This window comes from Niallia sp. 01092, assembly GCF_052318935.1.
Taxonomy (GTDB): domain Bacteria; phylum Bacillota; class Bacilli; order Bacillales; family Cytobacillaceae; genus Niallia.
On the sequence record NZ_JBQRKO010000015.1, the window covers coordinates 1 to 17,101 of the forward strand.

General features: G+C 34.9%; 17 protein-coding genes and 2 riboswitches. Of the genes, 11 read left to right on the forward strand and 6 right to left on the reverse strand.

Going from position 1 to position 17,101, the window contains the following annotated elements; genetic code table 11:
• Positions 1 to 107: 107 nt before the first annotated feature.
• From ACTXGU_RS14595 to ACTXGU_RS14605, 3 genes are all read right to left on the reverse strand, one after another.
• Positions 108 to 263, reverse strand: a complete 156-nt coding sequence (locus tag ACTXGU_RS14595) for a DUF1540 domain-containing protein (RefSeq protein ID WP_443482258.1) — start codon at positions 261 to 263, stop codon at positions 108 to 110.
• Between the two features lie 148 nt (positions 264 to 411).
• On the reverse strand, positions 412 to 1,452 hold the full coding sequence (locus tag ACTXGU_RS14600) for a cytochrome d ubiquinol oxidase subunit II (protein ID WP_443482259.1): 1,041 nt from the start codon (positions 1,450 to 1,452) through the stop codon (positions 412 to 414).
• 12 nt (positions 1,453 to 1,464) lie between these two features.
• Complete coding sequence (locus tag ACTXGU_RS14605; protein WP_443482260.1) at positions 1,465 to 2,826, reverse strand: cytochrome ubiquinol oxidase subunit I; 1,362 nt, start codon at positions 2,824 to 2,826, stop codon at positions 1,465 to 1,467.
• Positions 2,827 to 3,100: 274 nt separating this feature from the next.
• Here ACTXGU_RS14605 and ACTXGU_RS14610 point away from each other — a divergent pair, with 274 nt between their 5' ends.
• The gene (locus ACTXGU_RS14610; protein ID WP_443482261.1) at positions 3,101 to 3,670 is read left to right on the forward strand and encodes a beta-class carbonic anhydrase; all 570 of its coding nucleotides are present in this window, start codon (positions 3,101 to 3,103) and stop codon (positions 3,668 to 3,670) included.
• A 3-nt stretch (positions 3,671 to 3,673) separates the two neighbouring features.
• On the opposite strand, the gene yidD is transcribed toward ACTXGU_RS14610, so the two are convergent.
• Positions 3,674 to 3,916 (reverse strand): membrane protein insertion efficiency factor YidD, encoded by a 243-nt coding sequence (gene yidD / locus ACTXGU_RS14615; protein ID WP_443482262.1) that lies wholly within the window; start codon positions 3,914 to 3,916, stop codon positions 3,674 to 3,676.
• A 247-nt stretch (positions 3,917 to 4,163) separates the two neighbouring features.
• Here yidD and ACTXGU_RS14620 point away from each other — a divergent pair, with 247 nt between their 5' ends.
• Complete coding sequence (locus tag ACTXGU_RS14620) at positions 4,164 to 4,637, forward strand: S-ribosylhomocysteine lyase (RefSeq protein WP_443482263.1); 474 nt, start codon at positions 4,164 to 4,166, stop codon at positions 4,635 to 4,637.
• 143 nt (positions 4,638 to 4,780) lie between these two features.
• The gene (locus tag ACTXGU_RS14625; protein ID WP_443482264.1) at positions 4,781 to 5,548 is read left to right on the forward strand and encodes a sulfite exporter TauE/SafE family protein; all 768 of its coding nucleotides are present in this window, start codon (positions 4,781 to 4,783) and stop codon (positions 5,546 to 5,548) included.
• Positions 5,549 to 5,618: 70 nt separating this feature from the next.
• Here ACTXGU_RS14625 and ACTXGU_RS14630 read toward each other — a convergent pair whose 3' ends face one another.
• Entirely contained in the window at positions 5,619 to 5,876 is a 258-nt protein-coding gene (locus ACTXGU_RS14630) for a DUF6154 family protein (protein WP_443482265.1), read from the reverse strand.
• Positions 5,877 to 6,188: 312 nt separating this feature from the next.
• Here ACTXGU_RS14630 and ytkD point away from each other — a divergent pair, with 312 nt between their 5' ends.
• From ytkD to asnB, 5 genes are all read left to right on the forward strand, one after another.
• Positions 6,189 to 6,665, forward strand: coding sequence for an RNA deprotection pyrophosphohydrolase (gene ytkD / locus ACTXGU_RS14635; RefSeq protein WP_443482266.1), 477 nt, complete (start codon positions 6,189 to 6,191; stop codon positions 6,663 to 6,665).
• 117 nt (positions 6,666 to 6,782) lie between these two features.
• Positions 6,783 to 7,571, forward strand: coding sequence for an alpha/beta hydrolase family protein (locus ACTXGU_RS14640; protein ID WP_443482267.1), 789 nt, complete (start codon positions 6,783 to 6,785; stop codon positions 7,569 to 7,571).
• A gap of 29 nt (positions 7,572 to 7,600) precedes the next feature.
• Positions 7,601 to 7,843, forward strand: coding sequence for a DUF2584 domain-containing protein (locus ACTXGU_RS14645; RefSeq protein ID WP_443482268.1), 243 nt, complete (start codon positions 7,601 to 7,603; stop codon positions 7,841 to 7,843).
• A 69-nt stretch (positions 7,844 to 7,912) separates the two neighbouring features.
• Positions 7,913 to 8,106: riboswitch (SAM riboswitch) on the forward strand.
• A 293-nt stretch (positions 8,107 to 8,399) separates the two neighbouring features.
• Entirely contained in the window at positions 8,400 to 9,602 is a 1,203-nt protein-coding gene (gene metK / locus ACTXGU_RS14650) for a methionine adenosyltransferase (RefSeq protein ID WP_443482269.1), read from the forward strand.
• 680 nt (positions 9,603 to 10,282) lie between these two features.
• Entirely contained in the window at positions 10,283 to 12,181 is a 1,899-nt protein-coding gene (asnB, locus tag ACTXGU_RS14655) for an asparagine synthase (glutamine-hydrolyzing) (RefSeq protein WP_443482270.1), read from the forward strand.
• On the opposite strand, the gene ACTXGU_RS14660 is transcribed toward asnB, so the two are convergent.
• On the reverse strand, positions 12,171 to 13,019 hold the full coding sequence (locus tag ACTXGU_RS14660; protein WP_443482271.1) for a C39 family peptidase: 849 nt from the start codon (positions 13,017 to 13,019) through the stop codon (positions 12,171 to 12,173). The genes asnB and ACTXGU_RS14660 overlap by 11 nt on opposite strands.
• Before the next feature lie 347 nt (positions 13,020 to 13,366).
• On the opposite strand from ACTXGU_RS14660, the gene ACTXGU_RS14665 reads away from it, so the two are divergent.
• From ACTXGU_RS14665 to thiH, 3 genes are all read left to right on the forward strand, one after another.
• Complete coding sequence (locus ACTXGU_RS14665; RefSeq protein WP_443482272.1) at positions 13,367 to 14,170, forward strand: lysophospholipase; 804 nt, start codon at positions 13,367 to 13,369, stop codon at positions 14,168 to 14,170.
• Positions 14,171 to 14,184: 14 nt separating this feature from the next.
• Entirely contained in the window at positions 14,185 to 15,279 is a 1,095-nt protein-coding gene (locus ACTXGU_RS14670; protein ID WP_443482273.1) for a tetraprenyl-beta-curcumene synthase family protein, read from the forward strand.
• A 313-nt stretch (positions 15,280 to 15,592) separates the two neighbouring features.
• A riboswitch (TPP riboswitch) is annotated at positions 15,593 to 15,690 on the forward strand.
• 257 nt (positions 15,691 to 15,947) lie between these two features.
• Positions 15,948 to 17,054: a 2-iminoacetate synthase ThiH gene (gene thiH, locus ACTXGU_RS14675; RefSeq protein WP_443482274.1), complete on the forward strand. Its 1,107-nt coding sequence runs from the start codon at positions 15,948 to 15,950 to the stop codon at positions 17,052 to 17,054.
• The last annotated feature ends 47 nt before the right edge of the window (positions 17,055 to 17,101 follow it).

Consider the following 17,101-nt stretch of genomic DNA (forward strand, 5'->3'; position numbering starts at 1 on the left):
GCGCCTAGCCCCTGTGAAAGATAACCTCTTGTCTCTAAAAGTAAAGAGCACTTTTTGAGCCAAGAGAACATTTTTCTTCGGGGCTGAGCAAGGCGCTTCCGCTTTTCTCATGAAGTTGGCTCGAATGTTTTACAATCTGTTTCTTGACTGCTATCAGCCTGTTTGCCAGTATGACTGACTACATAAATCTTTTCTGCTGCACATAAATTTCCGTCTGCCCAATATGAACAGTTATTCACTTCGCATAAAACGTCTTTTGCCAAAGTAATCATCTCCTAGATTTGAATTAGCTCATTTTTCTTAAATTGAAAAACGAAAAGGAAAGAATTACTCCAAGGTCTTAGAAGGAATAATTCTATAATAGTATAGGTAAAAAGGATAAAATACATACAGTAATTTCAAACGTAATGATTACTTTTTTGTTTCTTTTTGTAAATATTTTTTATCATGCATAAAAAGCTTCCAAAACAAATAAAATCCTGGAAATAGAATGATAAATCCTGCAATATAAGTAGCAAATATAGCATGAAAAGAATCAGGGTCAGTAAAAGCTGATGTAATGGTTACTTCAGGATAAACAATAAAGGGAAGATGTGCTTTGCCATATACATAACTAGCAAGTAAATATTGTAATGTGATCGAAATAATGGCTAGTCTTGGCATTCCTTTTATGCCTTTATTTTTACGAGAAGGCAAAAATAGTGCGATGCTACCGATTACAAAAAGGAGCAAGGATAATGATAACATCAGAAAATCGTCCATCATTTTCTGATAAATCCAATTAGCATCTTGCTTTAATGTAAACAAAGTAAATACAGCCATCAATATAGAAATCGGTCCAAGTATGATCGCATCTCTTCTAAAAACACGATAAGCCTCAAATTCAGATGAAACATTTGAATAATCGGCTAATAAAAGGGAGGATAAAAATAAGGTGCTGCTTAAAGCAAAACCAAAAAAAGCATACTCATTCCAACTTGTAAACAATCCAACTAAATCAAGCGATTGTTTATCAGAAGAGAAGTCGACATATCCTCCATGTGTAATAGGCAAAACGCTTAATAAAATGCCTGGAATCAACATTCCAGATACGCCTGAAATATAGGTAAGCGGCTTTCGATACTCATGGGCAATATTAGCAAAAACGAGAAAGGCACTTCTAATTGCTAAAAGAAGCAAAATAGCACTTCCTGGAATTAATAAGACGGTTCCGAGTGTATAAGCTGCTGTTGGAAACATGCTAAAAACAGCAACAACTATCGCTACAATAAATGTATTTGTAACCTCCCATGTCGGAGAAAGATAACGATTGGCGATATTTGTCGCACGCGTTTTTTCTTTATTGATATAAACCATGGACCAAAAGCCTGCTCCAAAGTCCATCGTTGCCATGATGCTATAAATAAATACAAAGCCCCAAAGGACAGTAATAGCTAATAATGAATCGGTCATTTTGATCACTCCTTAACTGTTAGATCCAAACAGAGGAATTTCTTTGTCTTTAGCCGCATGTAAATCATTCAGTACAGTGTTTTTACGGAAATAATAAATTAAGACAAAGGAAACGGAAACCGCCAATATAAGATATACGATTAAAAATAAAATAAATAATAAAGCTAAATTTCCAGAAGAAGTAACAGAGTTTGCTGTGGGCAATACACGATAAATCGTCCAAGGCTGACGACCTGTACATGCAAATATCCACCCACACTCGATGCTAACTAAAGCTAAAGGGCCGGAAAAAACAAAAATCCACAACAAAAATTTAGGGAAGCGTTCTTTTTTTAATAGAAATTTCCACGCTAATGATGCAAAAGCAAGTAAAATTAAAAAGGAACCAATTCCGACCATTGCATTAAAAAGTGTATGAATAAATAATGGTGGCCATAATTCTTCTGGAAAATCATTTAGTCCTGTCACAACGGTATCAAAGCTATTTCCTGCTAAAAAACTTAATGCCCAAGGAATTTCAATCGCACCTTTTATTTCGCGGCTTTCTTTATCGGTAAACCCACCAATAGCTAATGGAGCATGTGATTGTGTTTCAAAAAGCCCTTCTGCCGCCGCGAGCTTCTCAGGTTGATACTCATACAGCTTTTGAGCAGCTTCATGTCCATTAAGTGCAGTTAATAATGAAAAGATTCCGCCGATAATTAAACTTAAAATCAATGCTTTTTGATGGAATTGAAAAACACGAGAACCAAAAGTATGTCTCATCATTTTAACAGCTGAAACAGATGCGACAGCAAAAGCGCCAGTAGTATAAGCACTCATTGCTACATGCCCGGCAGATACAAAAAAGGTTGGGTTGAAAAATGCTTTCCATGGATTTACATCTGTAACCTCGTTTCCATTCATCCGGAAACCTTGAGGGGTTCCTTGAAAGGCATGGACATTTGTAATCAAAATGGCTGATGCAAGTGCTCCGGTTGCAACTAATATTAAACTTGCAATTCGTGCCCATGGAGGAATTCTTTCTGCCGCATACACATAGATAGACATAAATAACGCTTCGATAAAAAAAGCATAAATTTCAATCTGAAACGGCAATGCCATCACTTTTCCGATTACTTCCATAAAGCCAGGCCATAATAAGGAAAGCTGCAGACCTGCAATCGTTCCTGTTGGTATTCCAACACCTAATAATATGCCAAAGGTTTTCGTCCATCTTTTTGCCATAATGACATAATCTAAATCTTTTGTTTTTTGATACAATAATTCAGCGGTCAGCATCATAAGAGGTAATCCAACGCCAATGGTCGCAAAGATAATATGAAATCCCATTGTCGTGCCAAACATACTTCGTGCTATAACTAAATGATCCATTTAAATCTTCCCTTCCTATGTCTTCTCCTATTTATAAGTATTTTCAGGAATTTGAATATTTATGTAATTTCTTCCTGTAATTTAGCGGAAAAATATAACAAAATGTATTGTTAAAGAAAAAGTTTGGTGTAATAGTTATTCTAAAGTTGTGTAATAGCGATTTTTTTTTTACTATAAACTTAGATTGTTTTTTAGATCCTTTTAATAAGTGGATGGAAAAAAGTTCAATAGGGTCTTAAATAATGAATAGGTTTTTATAAAGGGGATGGAATGGATGACTATTTTAGAAGAGATTTTGACTCATAATGAAAAATTTGTTAGTGAACATAGATACGAACGCTATATTACGACAAAATTTCCGAATAAAAGAATGGTTATTTTAACATGTATGGATACTCGCCTATTAGAACTTTTACCTCAAGCGTTAAACCTTGCAAACGGTGATGTTAAAATTATAAAAAATGCCGGAGCGGTTGTTGTTCATCCATTAGGAAGTATTATGAGAAGCATTCTTGTCGCTGTATATGAATTAAAGGCGGATGAAGTGTTGGTTATCGGCCATCATGATTGTGGCATGAGTGCATTAAATGCAGATGATATGATAGGCAAGATGAAAGACAGAGGAATTTCAGAGGATACATTAAATACGATTCAAAATACAGGAGTAAATTTAGAAAAATGGTTAACTGGATTCAATTCTGTATCAGAAAGTGTTTTTCATAGTGTAAGTATGATAAAAAATCATCCCCTACTTCCTAGTGAAGTGCCGGTACATGGATTAGTAATTGATCCGAAAACAGGCAAATTAGATTTAGTAGTAGATGGATATAAAGGCAAAAAATAAATATTACGAATGATGATGTTTTTTTCTTGGCCATTCGTCAGGAACTGGGTCGATTCCGCCTGGATGAAAAGGATGGCATTTTACGATTCTTTTGATCGTTAAGAAACCACCTTTTAAAGCGCCATATTTTCTTATCGCTTCTAATCCATAAGAAGAGCAGGTCGGATAAAAGCGGCAAGTAGGCGGTGTAAGGGGAGAAATTATTTTTTGATAAAATAGAATAAGGATGATAAATATTTTTTTCATGGATATTTTCCTTTCCAAATAAATCGTGTTTCAACACTCTGAGTATATCATGGCTAGCTTTAATAAGAAAAATAATAAATAAAATATAAGTACGATTCCTATAAGAATAAATATAATAATAATTAAGTTGATGTAATTACTTGGTATTTGCGTTATAATGAAGTGATGAAATGAGAAAAGCAGAAGCGCCTTGCACATCGTAGTACGATAGGCTGCTTGCGCTAGACAAAAAAGGAGTTGTTTTCGAATGCCTTCAGTAGAAAGCTTTGAATTAGATCATAATGCGGTAAAAGCACCGTATGTTAGACATTGTGGAGTCCATAAAGTAGGTAGCGATGGACTAGTAAATAAATTTGATATCCGTTTTTGCCAGCCTAATAAACAAGCAATGAAACCGGATGTAATCCATACACTTGAACATTTATTAGCTTTTAATATTCGTGAGCATGTAGAAAAATATGATCATTTTGATATTATTGATATTTCTCCGATGGGGTGTCAAACAGGATATTATTTAGTAGTGAGCGGCGAACCTGCAGTAGAAGAAATCATTGATCTTTTAGAAGATACGATGAACGCTGCAATTGAAATCACCGAAATTCCTGCGGCCAATGAAAAGCAATGCGGCCAAGCGAAACTTCATGACCTAGAAGGTGCTAAAAAATTAATGCAGTTCTGGTTAAAACAAACTAAAGAAGATTTAAAGCAAGTATTTGCTTAAACTAAAAAAAATGAATGGACGGCTGCGCTGTCCATTCATTTTTTTGTCTCTCTTTTTTAGAATTAAAAAGGTTATATAAAAAAATAGAATAATATGGTAATGTAGGAGTGGAAGAATAAAGAGAGATAGGGGAATTAGATAAAATGGAAGACCTACATATTGGCATGCTGCTTTTTTTAATTATTGCTGGATTTATAGCAGCATTTATTGATTCAGTTGTTGGCGGAGGTGGTTTAATTTCATTGCCGGCGCTATTATTTACGGGACTACCTCCACAAATTGCGTTAGGAACAAATAAATTAGCTTCTACTATGGGATCGTTAACAAGCTCGATTTCATTTTTTCGGCATGGGAAAATTAATAAAGCATTGATGATAAAATTATTGCCTTTATCCATTATTGGTTCAGCGATAGGGGTATATGTTGTTCAAAAAATTCCTTCAGAGAAACTAAAGCCAATTATTTTAATCATATTAATTGTTGTAACTATTTATACGTTAACGAAAAAAGATTGGGGATTATCCTCTACATTCAATGGCATGACTATCAAAAAAGTGATTTTTTCTGTTGGAATGGTTACATTAATTGGATTTTATGATGGTTTTCTAGGGGGAGGAACAGGCTCTTTTTTTCTGTTTGTATTTTTATTAATGGGTTTTGACTTTGTCGAATCTGCGGGAAACGCAAAAATATTAAATTTCGGAAGTAATTTAACAGCATTAGTCGTATTTTTTTATTATGATTCGGTTTATTACCAATATGGAATACCGATGGGGCTTGCAATGGTTGCAGGTGCTTTTATCGGTTCAAAAGTAGCCATTAAAAAGGGGTCATCTTATGTAAAAGGATTGTTTGTTCTTGTTTCAATTGTGTTGATTGGGAAAAATATTTATGATCACTTTTTTTCTTAGTTTGGCTGGAGTGATCCTGTTTTAAAGCAGCAGCTATCACGCTGCTGCTAAAATCGAACATAATTACTTATTAATGTAAATTGCGTGGTGAAAATACGACGCTCCTTTGTTCGCGATAATCTTCTTTGGCAAATTTTCCTTTTAAGCCTTCGATTAAATATAGACCCATTAGGTCATAAAGTTCTTGTTCATTTAATTCTTGAATGATATGTAATAAATCCTCTCTTGTCATTTCCTCTAAAAAAGCAAAAGCGAGCATATCAATATCTTCTTCATCACCGGTTAATTTATGTTTATATAAATTGTAAAGTTCTTCAACTAGCTTCATTCTTCTAACCTCCTTATGCATCCCTGAATAATTAGTTGTTTTTTTGTAATCGTTTTAATTATTGTATCACGATATCATGAAATAAGTATTGTAGTATCAACCAATTTAAAATTATCCCAATCATACGGGCAGTATGTCCGCTGATGGAAGTTTCACCTTATTATATCCTTTTTTGTTAATATAGTTACAACCCTTTTGATTGAAAATATGTTCCATTCATTTTCTTTTTTTAACACAATTACGATCATTTGTATAGAAATTAAGATGGAATCGTGTAAAAATATAACAAACATGATGAATGTGAGGAGCTTGATGGATACATTTTATGACTTTTATGGTTCGAAGGTGACCTTTTCCTTTCAAAAAGAAGAATTTCCCACAAAAGCTGAACATGTTATTGTTATTTGTTATATGAGAGGGAAGTGGTTATTAACACAACATAAAAAACGGGGACTGGAATTTCCTGGAGGTAAAGTTGAGTGTGGAGAATGTATAGAAGATGCAGCAAAAAGGGAAGTGTATGAAGAAACGGGAGCAATCATCCAAAACATGCATTGGATTGCTCAGTATCAAGTACACCTTAAAAATAACTATTTTGTAAAAGCTGTTTATTTTGCAGTGGTCGATAAGTTGATGAAAAAAGAAGATTATTTAGAAACAAATGGCCCAATTTTAATAGAAGATTCTGATTTAGAACAACGATGGAATGACCAATTTAGTTTTATTATGAAAGATAATGTTATGAAATTATGCTTGAGCAAAATAAAAGAAGAATTTTATTTGCTGTAACTGTTATTTTGGAGATGAATAGAATTGGTACGTGGAAACAAAAGTTAAAGAGATGTTTTAGCCCAAATAAAATGAGAGCTACATGTTAAAAGAGGGAAAAGAGGTGCTAGTATTTTAATGAATAATGGAGATATTGTAGAGAAACTAAAATTTCCTTCTCCTCATCCATTTATAGAATTATTTATCGTTACTTATTACGCAGACGGGCTAAAAATAAAAGGATTACTTGCAGAACCAAAAAATGAGGATACATATGAAGGCTTTCTTTATTTAAGAGGTGGCATCAAAAATGTAGGCAAAGTAAGACCTGGAAGAATTGTACAATTCGCATCAGAAGGATTTATTGTGTTCGCTCCTTTCTATCGGGGCAATCAAGGAGGAGAAGGCAACGAAGACTTTGCTGGAGAAGATCGTATGGATGCGATTGCTGCATTTGCTTTATTAAACAATCACGAACGCGTTAAACATGTTCACGTATTTGGTTTTTCAAGAGGCGGTGTAATGGCACTGCATGTTGGATTATATTGCCCGGCAGCATCGATTGTTACATGGGGTGGTGTAAGTGATATGGTCCTTACATATCAAGAACGGAAAGATTTGCGAAGAATGATGAAAAGGGTGATTGGCGGAACGCCAACTAAATATCCAGATAGATATAAAGAGCGTACACCATTATTTCATTTAAATAACATAGCTGCTCCAACCTTGATAATACACGGTATGTTAGATAAAAATGTTTCAATAGAACATAGCTATCAATTAGAAAAGGGGCTGAAAACAGTGGGGAAAGAAGTAGAAACATGGTATTTTCCTGAATATACACATTATTTTCCTCCTTCAATCAATAGAAAAGTTGTGACGAATCTATCTAGATGGATGAAAAAACAAACAATAAAAGAATCATAAAAACTAAGTAATAGAAGGGAGAATATCAAATGGGGATGCCTTTAGAATTAAATACAATGATTGTCACAAAAGGGAAGGAACAAAGGGTGAAAGATAACTTTTTTATTTTACAAAAAGAAGAATATCGTTTGTACCCTATGCATATCCCTGTAGAAGTTAGAAAAACAAAATCCGGTGAACGAATCGGTACAGCTACCATTGAGAAATTAGAATGGGAAAATGGGAAAACAACTATTTTATATCAACTCATTGCATTAAATTCAACAAATTAAAATAATCTAAAATAAAATCATTGACATAAATTAAAGGAATACGATATTATTTTAATTTGAACGGATACTCTCTTATCCTGAGCTGGTGGAGGGACTGGCCCGATGAAACCCAGCAACCTACTATGTGAAGAAAATAGGCTGCAACATTTAATATATGTGCTTGTTCAAATAAGGAACAGCCTCGATATGTTTGATGTGACAGACATTCTCTTAGGAAAGGTGCTAACCTGAAGCAAGGACTATATTTCCTTGAACGATAAGAGTGAAAGGTGCGAATCGATTTGCTTTCAACCTTTTCACTATGAAAAGGTTTTTTGTATGCAATCTGATAAACTATCTTTTATAAAATGTATATTTTCGATGTGTGTTTTTACAAAGAGATGGGCAACTGAGTTTCTTCCAATGGATGTTTACAATGGCTATCTCGGGATAAAAACAGCATGTTTACTTCATACTATCTAGGGATGAGTACCGTGTCAACCAGAGGTTTGTAGGGATGGATTCTCAAAACGAAAAGACCTCGCTTTTATTTTTCGATAAATAAGGAGGAAATCAGATGTCAACAAAACGTCGCTTGTTCACTTCTGAATCGGTAACTGAAGGTCACCCAGATAAAATTTGTGATCAGATTTCAGATGCTATTTTAGACGCTATTCTGGAAAAGGATGCTAATGCTCGTGTAGCTGCAGAAACATCTGTTACAACTGGATTAGTATTGGTTGCAGGAGAAATTTCAACATCTACTTATGTAGATATCCCAAAAATTGTACGTGAAACGGTGAAAGAAATCGGTTATACTCGTGCAAAATATGGTTTTGATGCAGAAACTAGTGCAGTATTAACATCAATAGATGAGCAATCTGCTGATATTGCATTAGGGGTAGATCAGGCTCTAGAAGCACGTGAAGGAAAAATGACAGACGAAGAGATTGAAGCAATTGGTGCTGGTGACCAAGGTTTAATGTTCGGATTTGCTTGTAATGAAACAAAAGAATTAATGCCACTTCCTATCTCATTAGCACATAAACTATCAAGAAGATTAGCAGAAGTTCGCAAAGAAGAAATACTTCCATACCTTCGTCCAGACGGTAAAACACAAGTAACGGTGGAGTACGATGAAAATAATCAACCTGTTCGGGTTGATACGATTGTTATTAGTACACAACACCATCCGGAAATAACATTAGAACAAATTCAGCGCAATATAAAAGAACATGTCATTAACGCTGTTGTACCAGCGGAATTAATTGATGAACATACAAAATATTTTATTAATCCAACCGGCCGTTTTGTTATTGGTGGACCTCAAGGAGATGCAGGTCTAACTGGTCGTAAAATCATTGTTGATACATACGGTGGTTATGCTCGTCATGGCGGCGGAGCTTTTTCTGGTAAAGATCCAACAAAAGTGGACCGTTCTGCAGCATATGCTGCTCGTTATGTGGCAAAAAATATTGTTGCAGCAGGTCTAGCTGATAAAGCAGAAGTACAGTTAGCCTATGCAATTGGTGTAGCGCAGCCAGTGTCTATTTCAATTGATACATTTGGTACTGGAACCGTTTCAGAAGATAGTCTTATTGAAGCTGTTCGTGAACATTTTGATTTGCGTCCTGCTGGAATTATTAACATGCTTGATTTACGTCGCCCGATTTATAAGCGAACGGCAGCTTACGGTCATTTTGGCCGCAGTGATGTCGACTTGCCATGGGAGCGTACAGATAAAGCGGATATTCTAAAAAATGCTGTTGTAGCTAAATAATAGAGCAAGAAACTTAAAGGGAGATGCATAAAGGTGCGTCTTCTTTTTTAAAGGCTGTTTTCGTTCGGTTTTCCGAGGCTTACCACACGCTTTCCGCGGGGCGAGCGCCGAGCCTCCTCGTTGTGGGGTCTCGCCTGTCTCGCTAATCCCGCAGGAGTCGTGCGGACGCCTCTCTTAACCAACATGATGGTCGTTTTCAAATTCTCTATACCATTTTTATCCTACTAAATATAAGGTTTTACCTATAATTATTTAATAAAACACTTCTTCAGGGGCCTCGCATACGCTCCTGTGGGGTCTCCATTAAAGCAGAACAAAATAAAGGAAAAAGTCCAAGTTTTGTCCAAGTGACGGCTTATAAAAGACAAAGTGATGGTGAAATAAGGAATAAATAGGGGCTGAACAAGACGCCCTGCTCTTTTCTTGTACTAATACAGTGTAACCCCTATTTTTATTTTGCGTCTAATATTATGTGAACATCCTCTAATAGGTATCCCGAATAATTTATGATACAATAGAAAACACTAGATAGTTAATGTAAAGTAAATTATTTACATTAATGTTGTTGCATAAAAGTAGAGGAAGCAATTATTGCTTTTAGAAACTTATACTGACAATTTTTTAAAGCAGGAATATCCTATAAAAACAACGATAACAAATGAATGGAGAAGGTGAGCAGTATGTGTGGTTTTGTAGGCTGCGTACATGAAAAAGCACAAAACTTTCAAACAGAACAAAAAGAACTATTTGCAGAAATGAATAGAATTATTACCCATCGTGGTCCTGATGATGAAGGGTACTATTATGATCAACATATACAGTTTGGATTTAGAAGATTAAGCATTATTGACATTGAAAGTGGGCATCAGCCATTAACATATGAAAATGAGCGCTATTGGATCATATTTAATGGAGAAGTTTATAATTACTTAGAAATTAGAGAAGAGCTTATAAAAGCAGGTTTAACATTTCAAACGAATTCCGATACAGAAGTGATTATTGCGCTGTACAGCCATGAAAAAGAAAAAGCAGTGGAAAAACTGCGTGGCATGTTCTCTTTTGTCATTTGGGATAAACAAGAGGAAACGTTATATGGAGCTCGTGATCCATTTGGCATTAAACCTTTCTTTTATTATAATGATGGCGAAAAAACATTTTTTGCATCGGAAAAGAAAAGCATTTTAATGGCATTAGAAAAGGATGTTTTAAACGAAGAATCACTTCAACATTATTTAACTTATCAATTTGTTCCAGAACCTGACACGATGTCAAAAGGAATAAAAAAATTAGAGCCAGGCCATTATTTTACGAAAAAAATCGGATCGCCAATGGAGATCAAACGTTATTGGAGAGCAGCTTTCCAGCCTGTTAACAAAACAGAAGATGAATTTGTCAAAGAAATAAAAGATGTTTTGTTTGATAGTGTTAAAATACATATGAGAAGTGATGTACCAGTTGGTTCGTTCCTTTCAGGAGGGATTGATTCATCGATCATTGCAAGTATTGCAAAAGAATTTCATCCAGCCATTAAGACTTTTTCTGTAGGTTTTGAGCATAATGGCTTTAGTGAAATAGATGTAGCAAAAGAAACAGCGGATAAACTAGGAGTAGAAAATATCAATTATGTTATCTCTCCAGAAGAATACATGAATGAAATTCCAAAAATTATGTGGCATATGGACGATCCTTTAGCTGATCCTGCATGTGTGCCGTTATATTTTGTTGCAAGAGAAGCGCGCAAACACGTGACAGTGGTTCTGTCAGGTGAAGGGGCAGATGAATTATTTGGTGGATATAATATTTATCGTGAACCACAATCTTTGGAAATGTTTAATAAAATACCAAAAGTCGGGAAATCAATGTTGCGTACGATAGCAACAATGCTTCCTGAAGGGGTAAAAGGAAAAAGCTTTATTGAACGTGGTGTAACGCCAATGGAAGAACGTTACATTGGGAATGCAAAAATGTTCACAGAAGAAGAAAAGCAACAATTATTATCCGTTTACCATCATAACTTGCATTATACGAATATTACTAAACCACTTTACAACGAAAGCATAGGATATGATCCTGTCGATAGAATGCAATTTATTGATATTCATACATGGATGCGTGGAGATATATTATTAAAAGCAGATAAAATGACGATGGCACATTCATTAGAATTACGTGTACCGTTTTTAGATAAAGCTGTTTTTGATGTCGCTTCTAAAATTCCAACAAGTTTAAAGACGGCCAACGGAACAACAAAATATATTTTACGTAAAGCAGCAGAATCTTTTGTACCAGAACATGTGCTAAACCGTAAAAAATTAGGGTTTCCTGTTCCAATTCGCCATTGGTTAAAAGCGGAAATGAATGACTGGGCTAAAAATATCATTAAAGAAAGTGGTACAGATCATCTATTAAATAAAGCTGTTATTTTGCAGTTGTTAGAAGACCATTGCCAAGGAAAAGCAGATAATAGCCGCAAGATTTGGACAGTATTAATGTTTATGGTATGGCATAGCATTTATATAGAAAAAAAATATTCCTTCGAAGAGGAATATGTAAAAAAAGTACAAGCTGTTAGGAATTAATATAGGTAATAGCTTGACTTCCCATTTGCACCCAGGATTCTTGAAAATCTTTTATGGGTGCTTTTTTATTTTTTTTACCAGTGAGTGGATCATTAAAATAAATATAATCATCATCATAACCGGTCAGTAAAACAGAGTGTTCAGATTTAGTTATTTTAATAGTGCTGTTTGGTGTAATCCACGTTTGGAACTGATTATCCGACAGCTTTTTATATTTTGTATTAGTAATAACCCAGACTGGACGATTATCGGAAAGATGAGTTTTTAGCTTGTCAAAATCGGAGCCAGTTAAATCTACGATTAAGTTTGGCAAATAGTTATTGGCTAGTTTAGCAATCGGTTTGTGGTAAACACCAAAGCCTGGTTCCTTTATAGAATACATATTGCCTACAAATCCATTATTCGGATGGCCATAATATATTTTCCCGTTTATTTGTTTATAAGGAGTAGAATCTTTTGTTATTTCTTCCGCAAGTGTCATTTTGTCGACATCTATACCTGCATATTGAAGCAGCATAGCTAGGCTTGTTACTTCACAGCCCCTTGGAAGCTCTGGCAATTGACGAATAACGGGAGCGTTTAAATGCACACTTGGTTTTACTGAAGCGGTGCTTTCTTTTTTTTCATTTTCTTTTGTTGCTTGTATCGTTATTTCTTTTGCGAAGGCAATTTCATTTTTGTCTTTGAATTTAAGCACGTAGATGCTGGCAGCTGTTACGAGAAGAATTAATGAGAAAATAATCCCTTTTAACAATATGGTCAGCTTTTTTTGAATATATAAAAATAGAAGGACCAATAATCCTATCATAGAATATAAAATAATTGCATTTGAGTTCATCGTTTCACCTATTTAGTTTTTTATAAAATTATTTCGGTTTATGGACGAAAATGTTGAAGTAAATAGGCAAAGTTACCTATGGCATTCTCACATAAATCGTCAATGTAATCATACCTTCTTTTTTTGAAGTTTGTAAATAAAATAATATTCTAGCAGTTAGTAGAAGAACAATCATGTGTTAACGTCAATTAAGTTAATAATATTCGATTGTATTATTGCAATAATTTATTAAATCTTAGGGAAAGATAGAGAGATAAAGTCCATAGGTTCTTCCTGTTTGTAAAAGTATAGGACCTGCTACATAATAAAAAAAAGAGAAAATGGAAGAATTGGAATGGGGGACAGTTATGTGGAAATGGGAAGCAGAAGGCGAAGCAAAAGCGGTCATCGTTATTGTTCATGGTGCAATGGAGCATCATCGAAGATATGGCTGGCTAATTGAAATGTATCGATTATCTGGCTTTCATGTTGTGATGGGTGACCTCCCTGGGCAAGGAATGACAACAAGATCGAGAAGAGGCCATATTGAATCATTTGATGAATATACAACAGAGATAAAGGATTGGATTCAAGCAGCATATCAATTTGAATTGCCAGTTTTTTTATTAGGTCATAGTTTAGGGGCATTAGCATCTGTACGATTGCTGCAGCAAGAAAAATTAAAGGTGGCAGGGTTAATTTTATCTTCGCCTTGTCTTGGGCTAGTTGAATATCCAAATAAGCTTTTAAACGGTCTTTCCTTGGTTTTAAATAAAATAATACCTACCTTTCGTTTGAAGACAGGCTTAACGATTGATATAGCTACTAGGAATGAATCAATCCGTGAAATCGACAACAATGATACATTATATATTACAAAAGTTTCGGTTAGATGGTATCGAGAAATGCTTACTGCTATTAAGTTTGCCTTTACAGAAGTGGACAAAACACAAGATCTCCCTTTATTGTTAATGCAAGGAGGAGGAGACTTAGTGGTAGATAAAAAAATGGTAAAGAACTGGTTTAATATGGTACCATTATCTGAAAAGAGATATAAAGAATGGCCAAAATGTTATCACGAAATTTTTAATGAACCGGAAAGAGAAGAAGTATTTGAATATGCAAAGGATTTTATTATTAGTCAATTAAAATCTATTGGGTATATTGTATAAGTGAGGTTTTTTATATGTCAGTACCAATTATGCCACTATCTTTACTGTCAAAAGTATATTTGAAAGTGTTTCCTGTCGTCCATAAAGAGTTAAAATACTGGACTGATAGAGCAAGCTCAATACCAAACATAGAGCTTCGAAAACAAGCTTTAGCAAGTATTGAACAAAAGACCTTTCATTGTGAAGGCGGATCGATTATGGCACTTATTGCAAAGGAAAACTATAAAGATGCGATAAAATTTATTGTTGCCTATCAGACAATCAGTGATTATTTAGACAATTTATGTGACCGCAGTACATCGTTAGATCCGGAAGACTTCTCCGCGCTGCATGAATCGATGAGGCATGCGTTAACATTGGATGCAAATCCTAATAACTATTATCGTTTGAGAGAAGATCAAGATGATGGCGGATATTTATATGATTTAGCAAAAACATGTCGCGACGCTCTATCGAAGCTTGATAATTATATACATATAAAGGACCATTTACTAGAGCTTTGCGGCTACTATTGTGATCTGCAAATTCATAAGCATGTTATCGTGGAAGAAAGAATTCCTAGATTACGGTCTTGGTTTGAGCGAAATAAGCATCTAATCCCTGAAATGGAATGGTATGAATTCTCGGCTTGCTCTGGGTCTACTTTAGGAATATTTTGTTTAGTTTCCTATGCGTACCGAAAAGATTTTGAACCAGCTTATGCATTATCTATTCGTGATGGCTATTTTCCATATATTCAAGGTTTACATATATTATTAGATTATTTTATCGACCAAGAAGAAGATAGAATTGGTGGAGATTTAAACTTTTGTTTTTATTATAAAGATGAAAAAGAACTATTTAGTCGATTAAAATATTTTGTTGCCGAAGCAGATAAACACACAAACACACTGCCTCATCAGCAGTTTCATAAATTAATAAACAGAGGCTTATTAGGCGTTTATTTATCAGATGAAAAAGTCAATAAACAACAGAATATCCGAAAACTGGCAAAAGAAATAATTAAAACATCTGGCCCAATCGGTTACTTTTTTTATTTAAATGGAAGAGCCTATCGGAAGTTCCAGAAAATAGTTCCTGCAAGTATAGTGAAAGCGATGATAAAGTAAAACTTTTATAAAGTGAACCTTCCATTTGAGGATTTTCTCATCCTCAAATGGAAGGTTCATTTATTTTCGTCTAGGAAATTATAAACGAAATGGGATGTGGATAACTCGGCGGTTGTGTCCGCATCTAGCTCCAGCGCCTAGCTCTTGTGAAAAATAACCCCATGCCTCTAAAAGTAAAAAGCACTTTTTGAGTCATGTGAACATTTTTCTTCAGAGCTGTTCAAGGCGCTTGCGCTTTTGTTCTTTTTTGTATTTTTTTCGTTTAAAAATTACAAAAATTCTGTTTATTTGATATAATTGAAATATAATTTAACAAAAATGCTAGGGGTGCTGATTGGCTGAGAGGTAGAAAACCGACCCTTTGAACCTGATTTGGTTAAAACCAACGTAGGGAAGCATTAGATGAAAAGAATGACTCTATTTATCTATGCTCACCTATGCACATGCAGGCGGGCATTTTTTAATTTGGCTATGTTAAAGCTCATTGTTGATTTTGGCACGATGTTGATTGTGAGACTCCTGCGGGAAAAGCGAGTCAGAGGCCCACAGGCGTAAAGCGCCGAGGAGGCTCCCGGACCGCCTGCGGAAAGCGAACGCCTAGAACGGAAATCAACAGGCAAGTTTAACAGAGCCTTTAATTTAAAAAAATGGGATAGGAGTGTATTAAAATGAGCTTTTATGATGTTTTTACAAAAGTAAAGGATTTACCTTATTCACAGTTGTTTACAAACGTTACATCAGCTGAAGTGGAGCGTGTTTTAAAAAAAGATTGTTTAACAGAAAAAGACTTCTTTTTATTACTTTCACCTGCAGCGGAAAAATATATAGAAAGGATGGCACAAAAAGCTCATCAATTGACTGTTCAGCATTTTGGCAAAACGATGCAGCTATTTCTCCCGTTATATATATCTGATTATTGTGTAAATACATGTAAGTATTGCAGCTTTAGCTTTAATAATGATTTTCCGCGACGTAAATTAACACTAGAAGAGGTGGAAAAAGAAGCGAAAGCGATTGCTGATATGGGGATTAAACATATTATTCTTTTAACGGGAGAATCGCTAATTCATTCTTCTGTTTCGTATTTAAAAGAAAGTGTAAACGTGTTAAAAAAATATTTCTCTTCTATAGGGATAGAAATTCAACCTCTTGAAACGAAAGATTATCAGGAATTAGCGGATTGCGGCATAGATAGTTTAACCGTGTACCAAGAAGTGTATCAAGAAGAAATTTATCGAGAGCTTCATTTAAAAGGGCCAAAAAGAAATTTTCGTTACCGCTTAGATACACCAGAAAGAGGAGCAATGGCTGGTTTTCGAAATGTAAATATTGGTGCACTGCTCGGCCTGCATGATTGGAGATTTGAAACGTATATGACTGGATTGCATGCAAACTATTTACAAAATAACTATTTAGAAACCGAAGTGGGAGTTTCTTTTCCAAGAATGCGGCCGCATGCAGGAGATTATCAACCGAATGATATCGTCACAGATAAAAACCTGGTTCAAGCAATGCTTGCTATGCGATTATTTTTGCCTCGAGCAGGTATTGCGTTGTCTACACGTGAAACTTCAGAACTTCGCAATTACTTAATACCATTAGGTGTAACAAAAATGTCAGCAGCTTCCTCAACGGTAGTAGGTGGATATACAAAAAAAGATTCGAGAAAAAGTCAATTTGAGATTTCAGATGACCGTTCTGTAGAAGAAATAAAAAAATTATTAAAAAAAAGCGGCTATCAACCAGTTGTGAAAGATTGGGAAAAGGTGAAATAATTATTCTGCATTTGAATATTTGTTTGCTATGCATGAACGAGAGAATT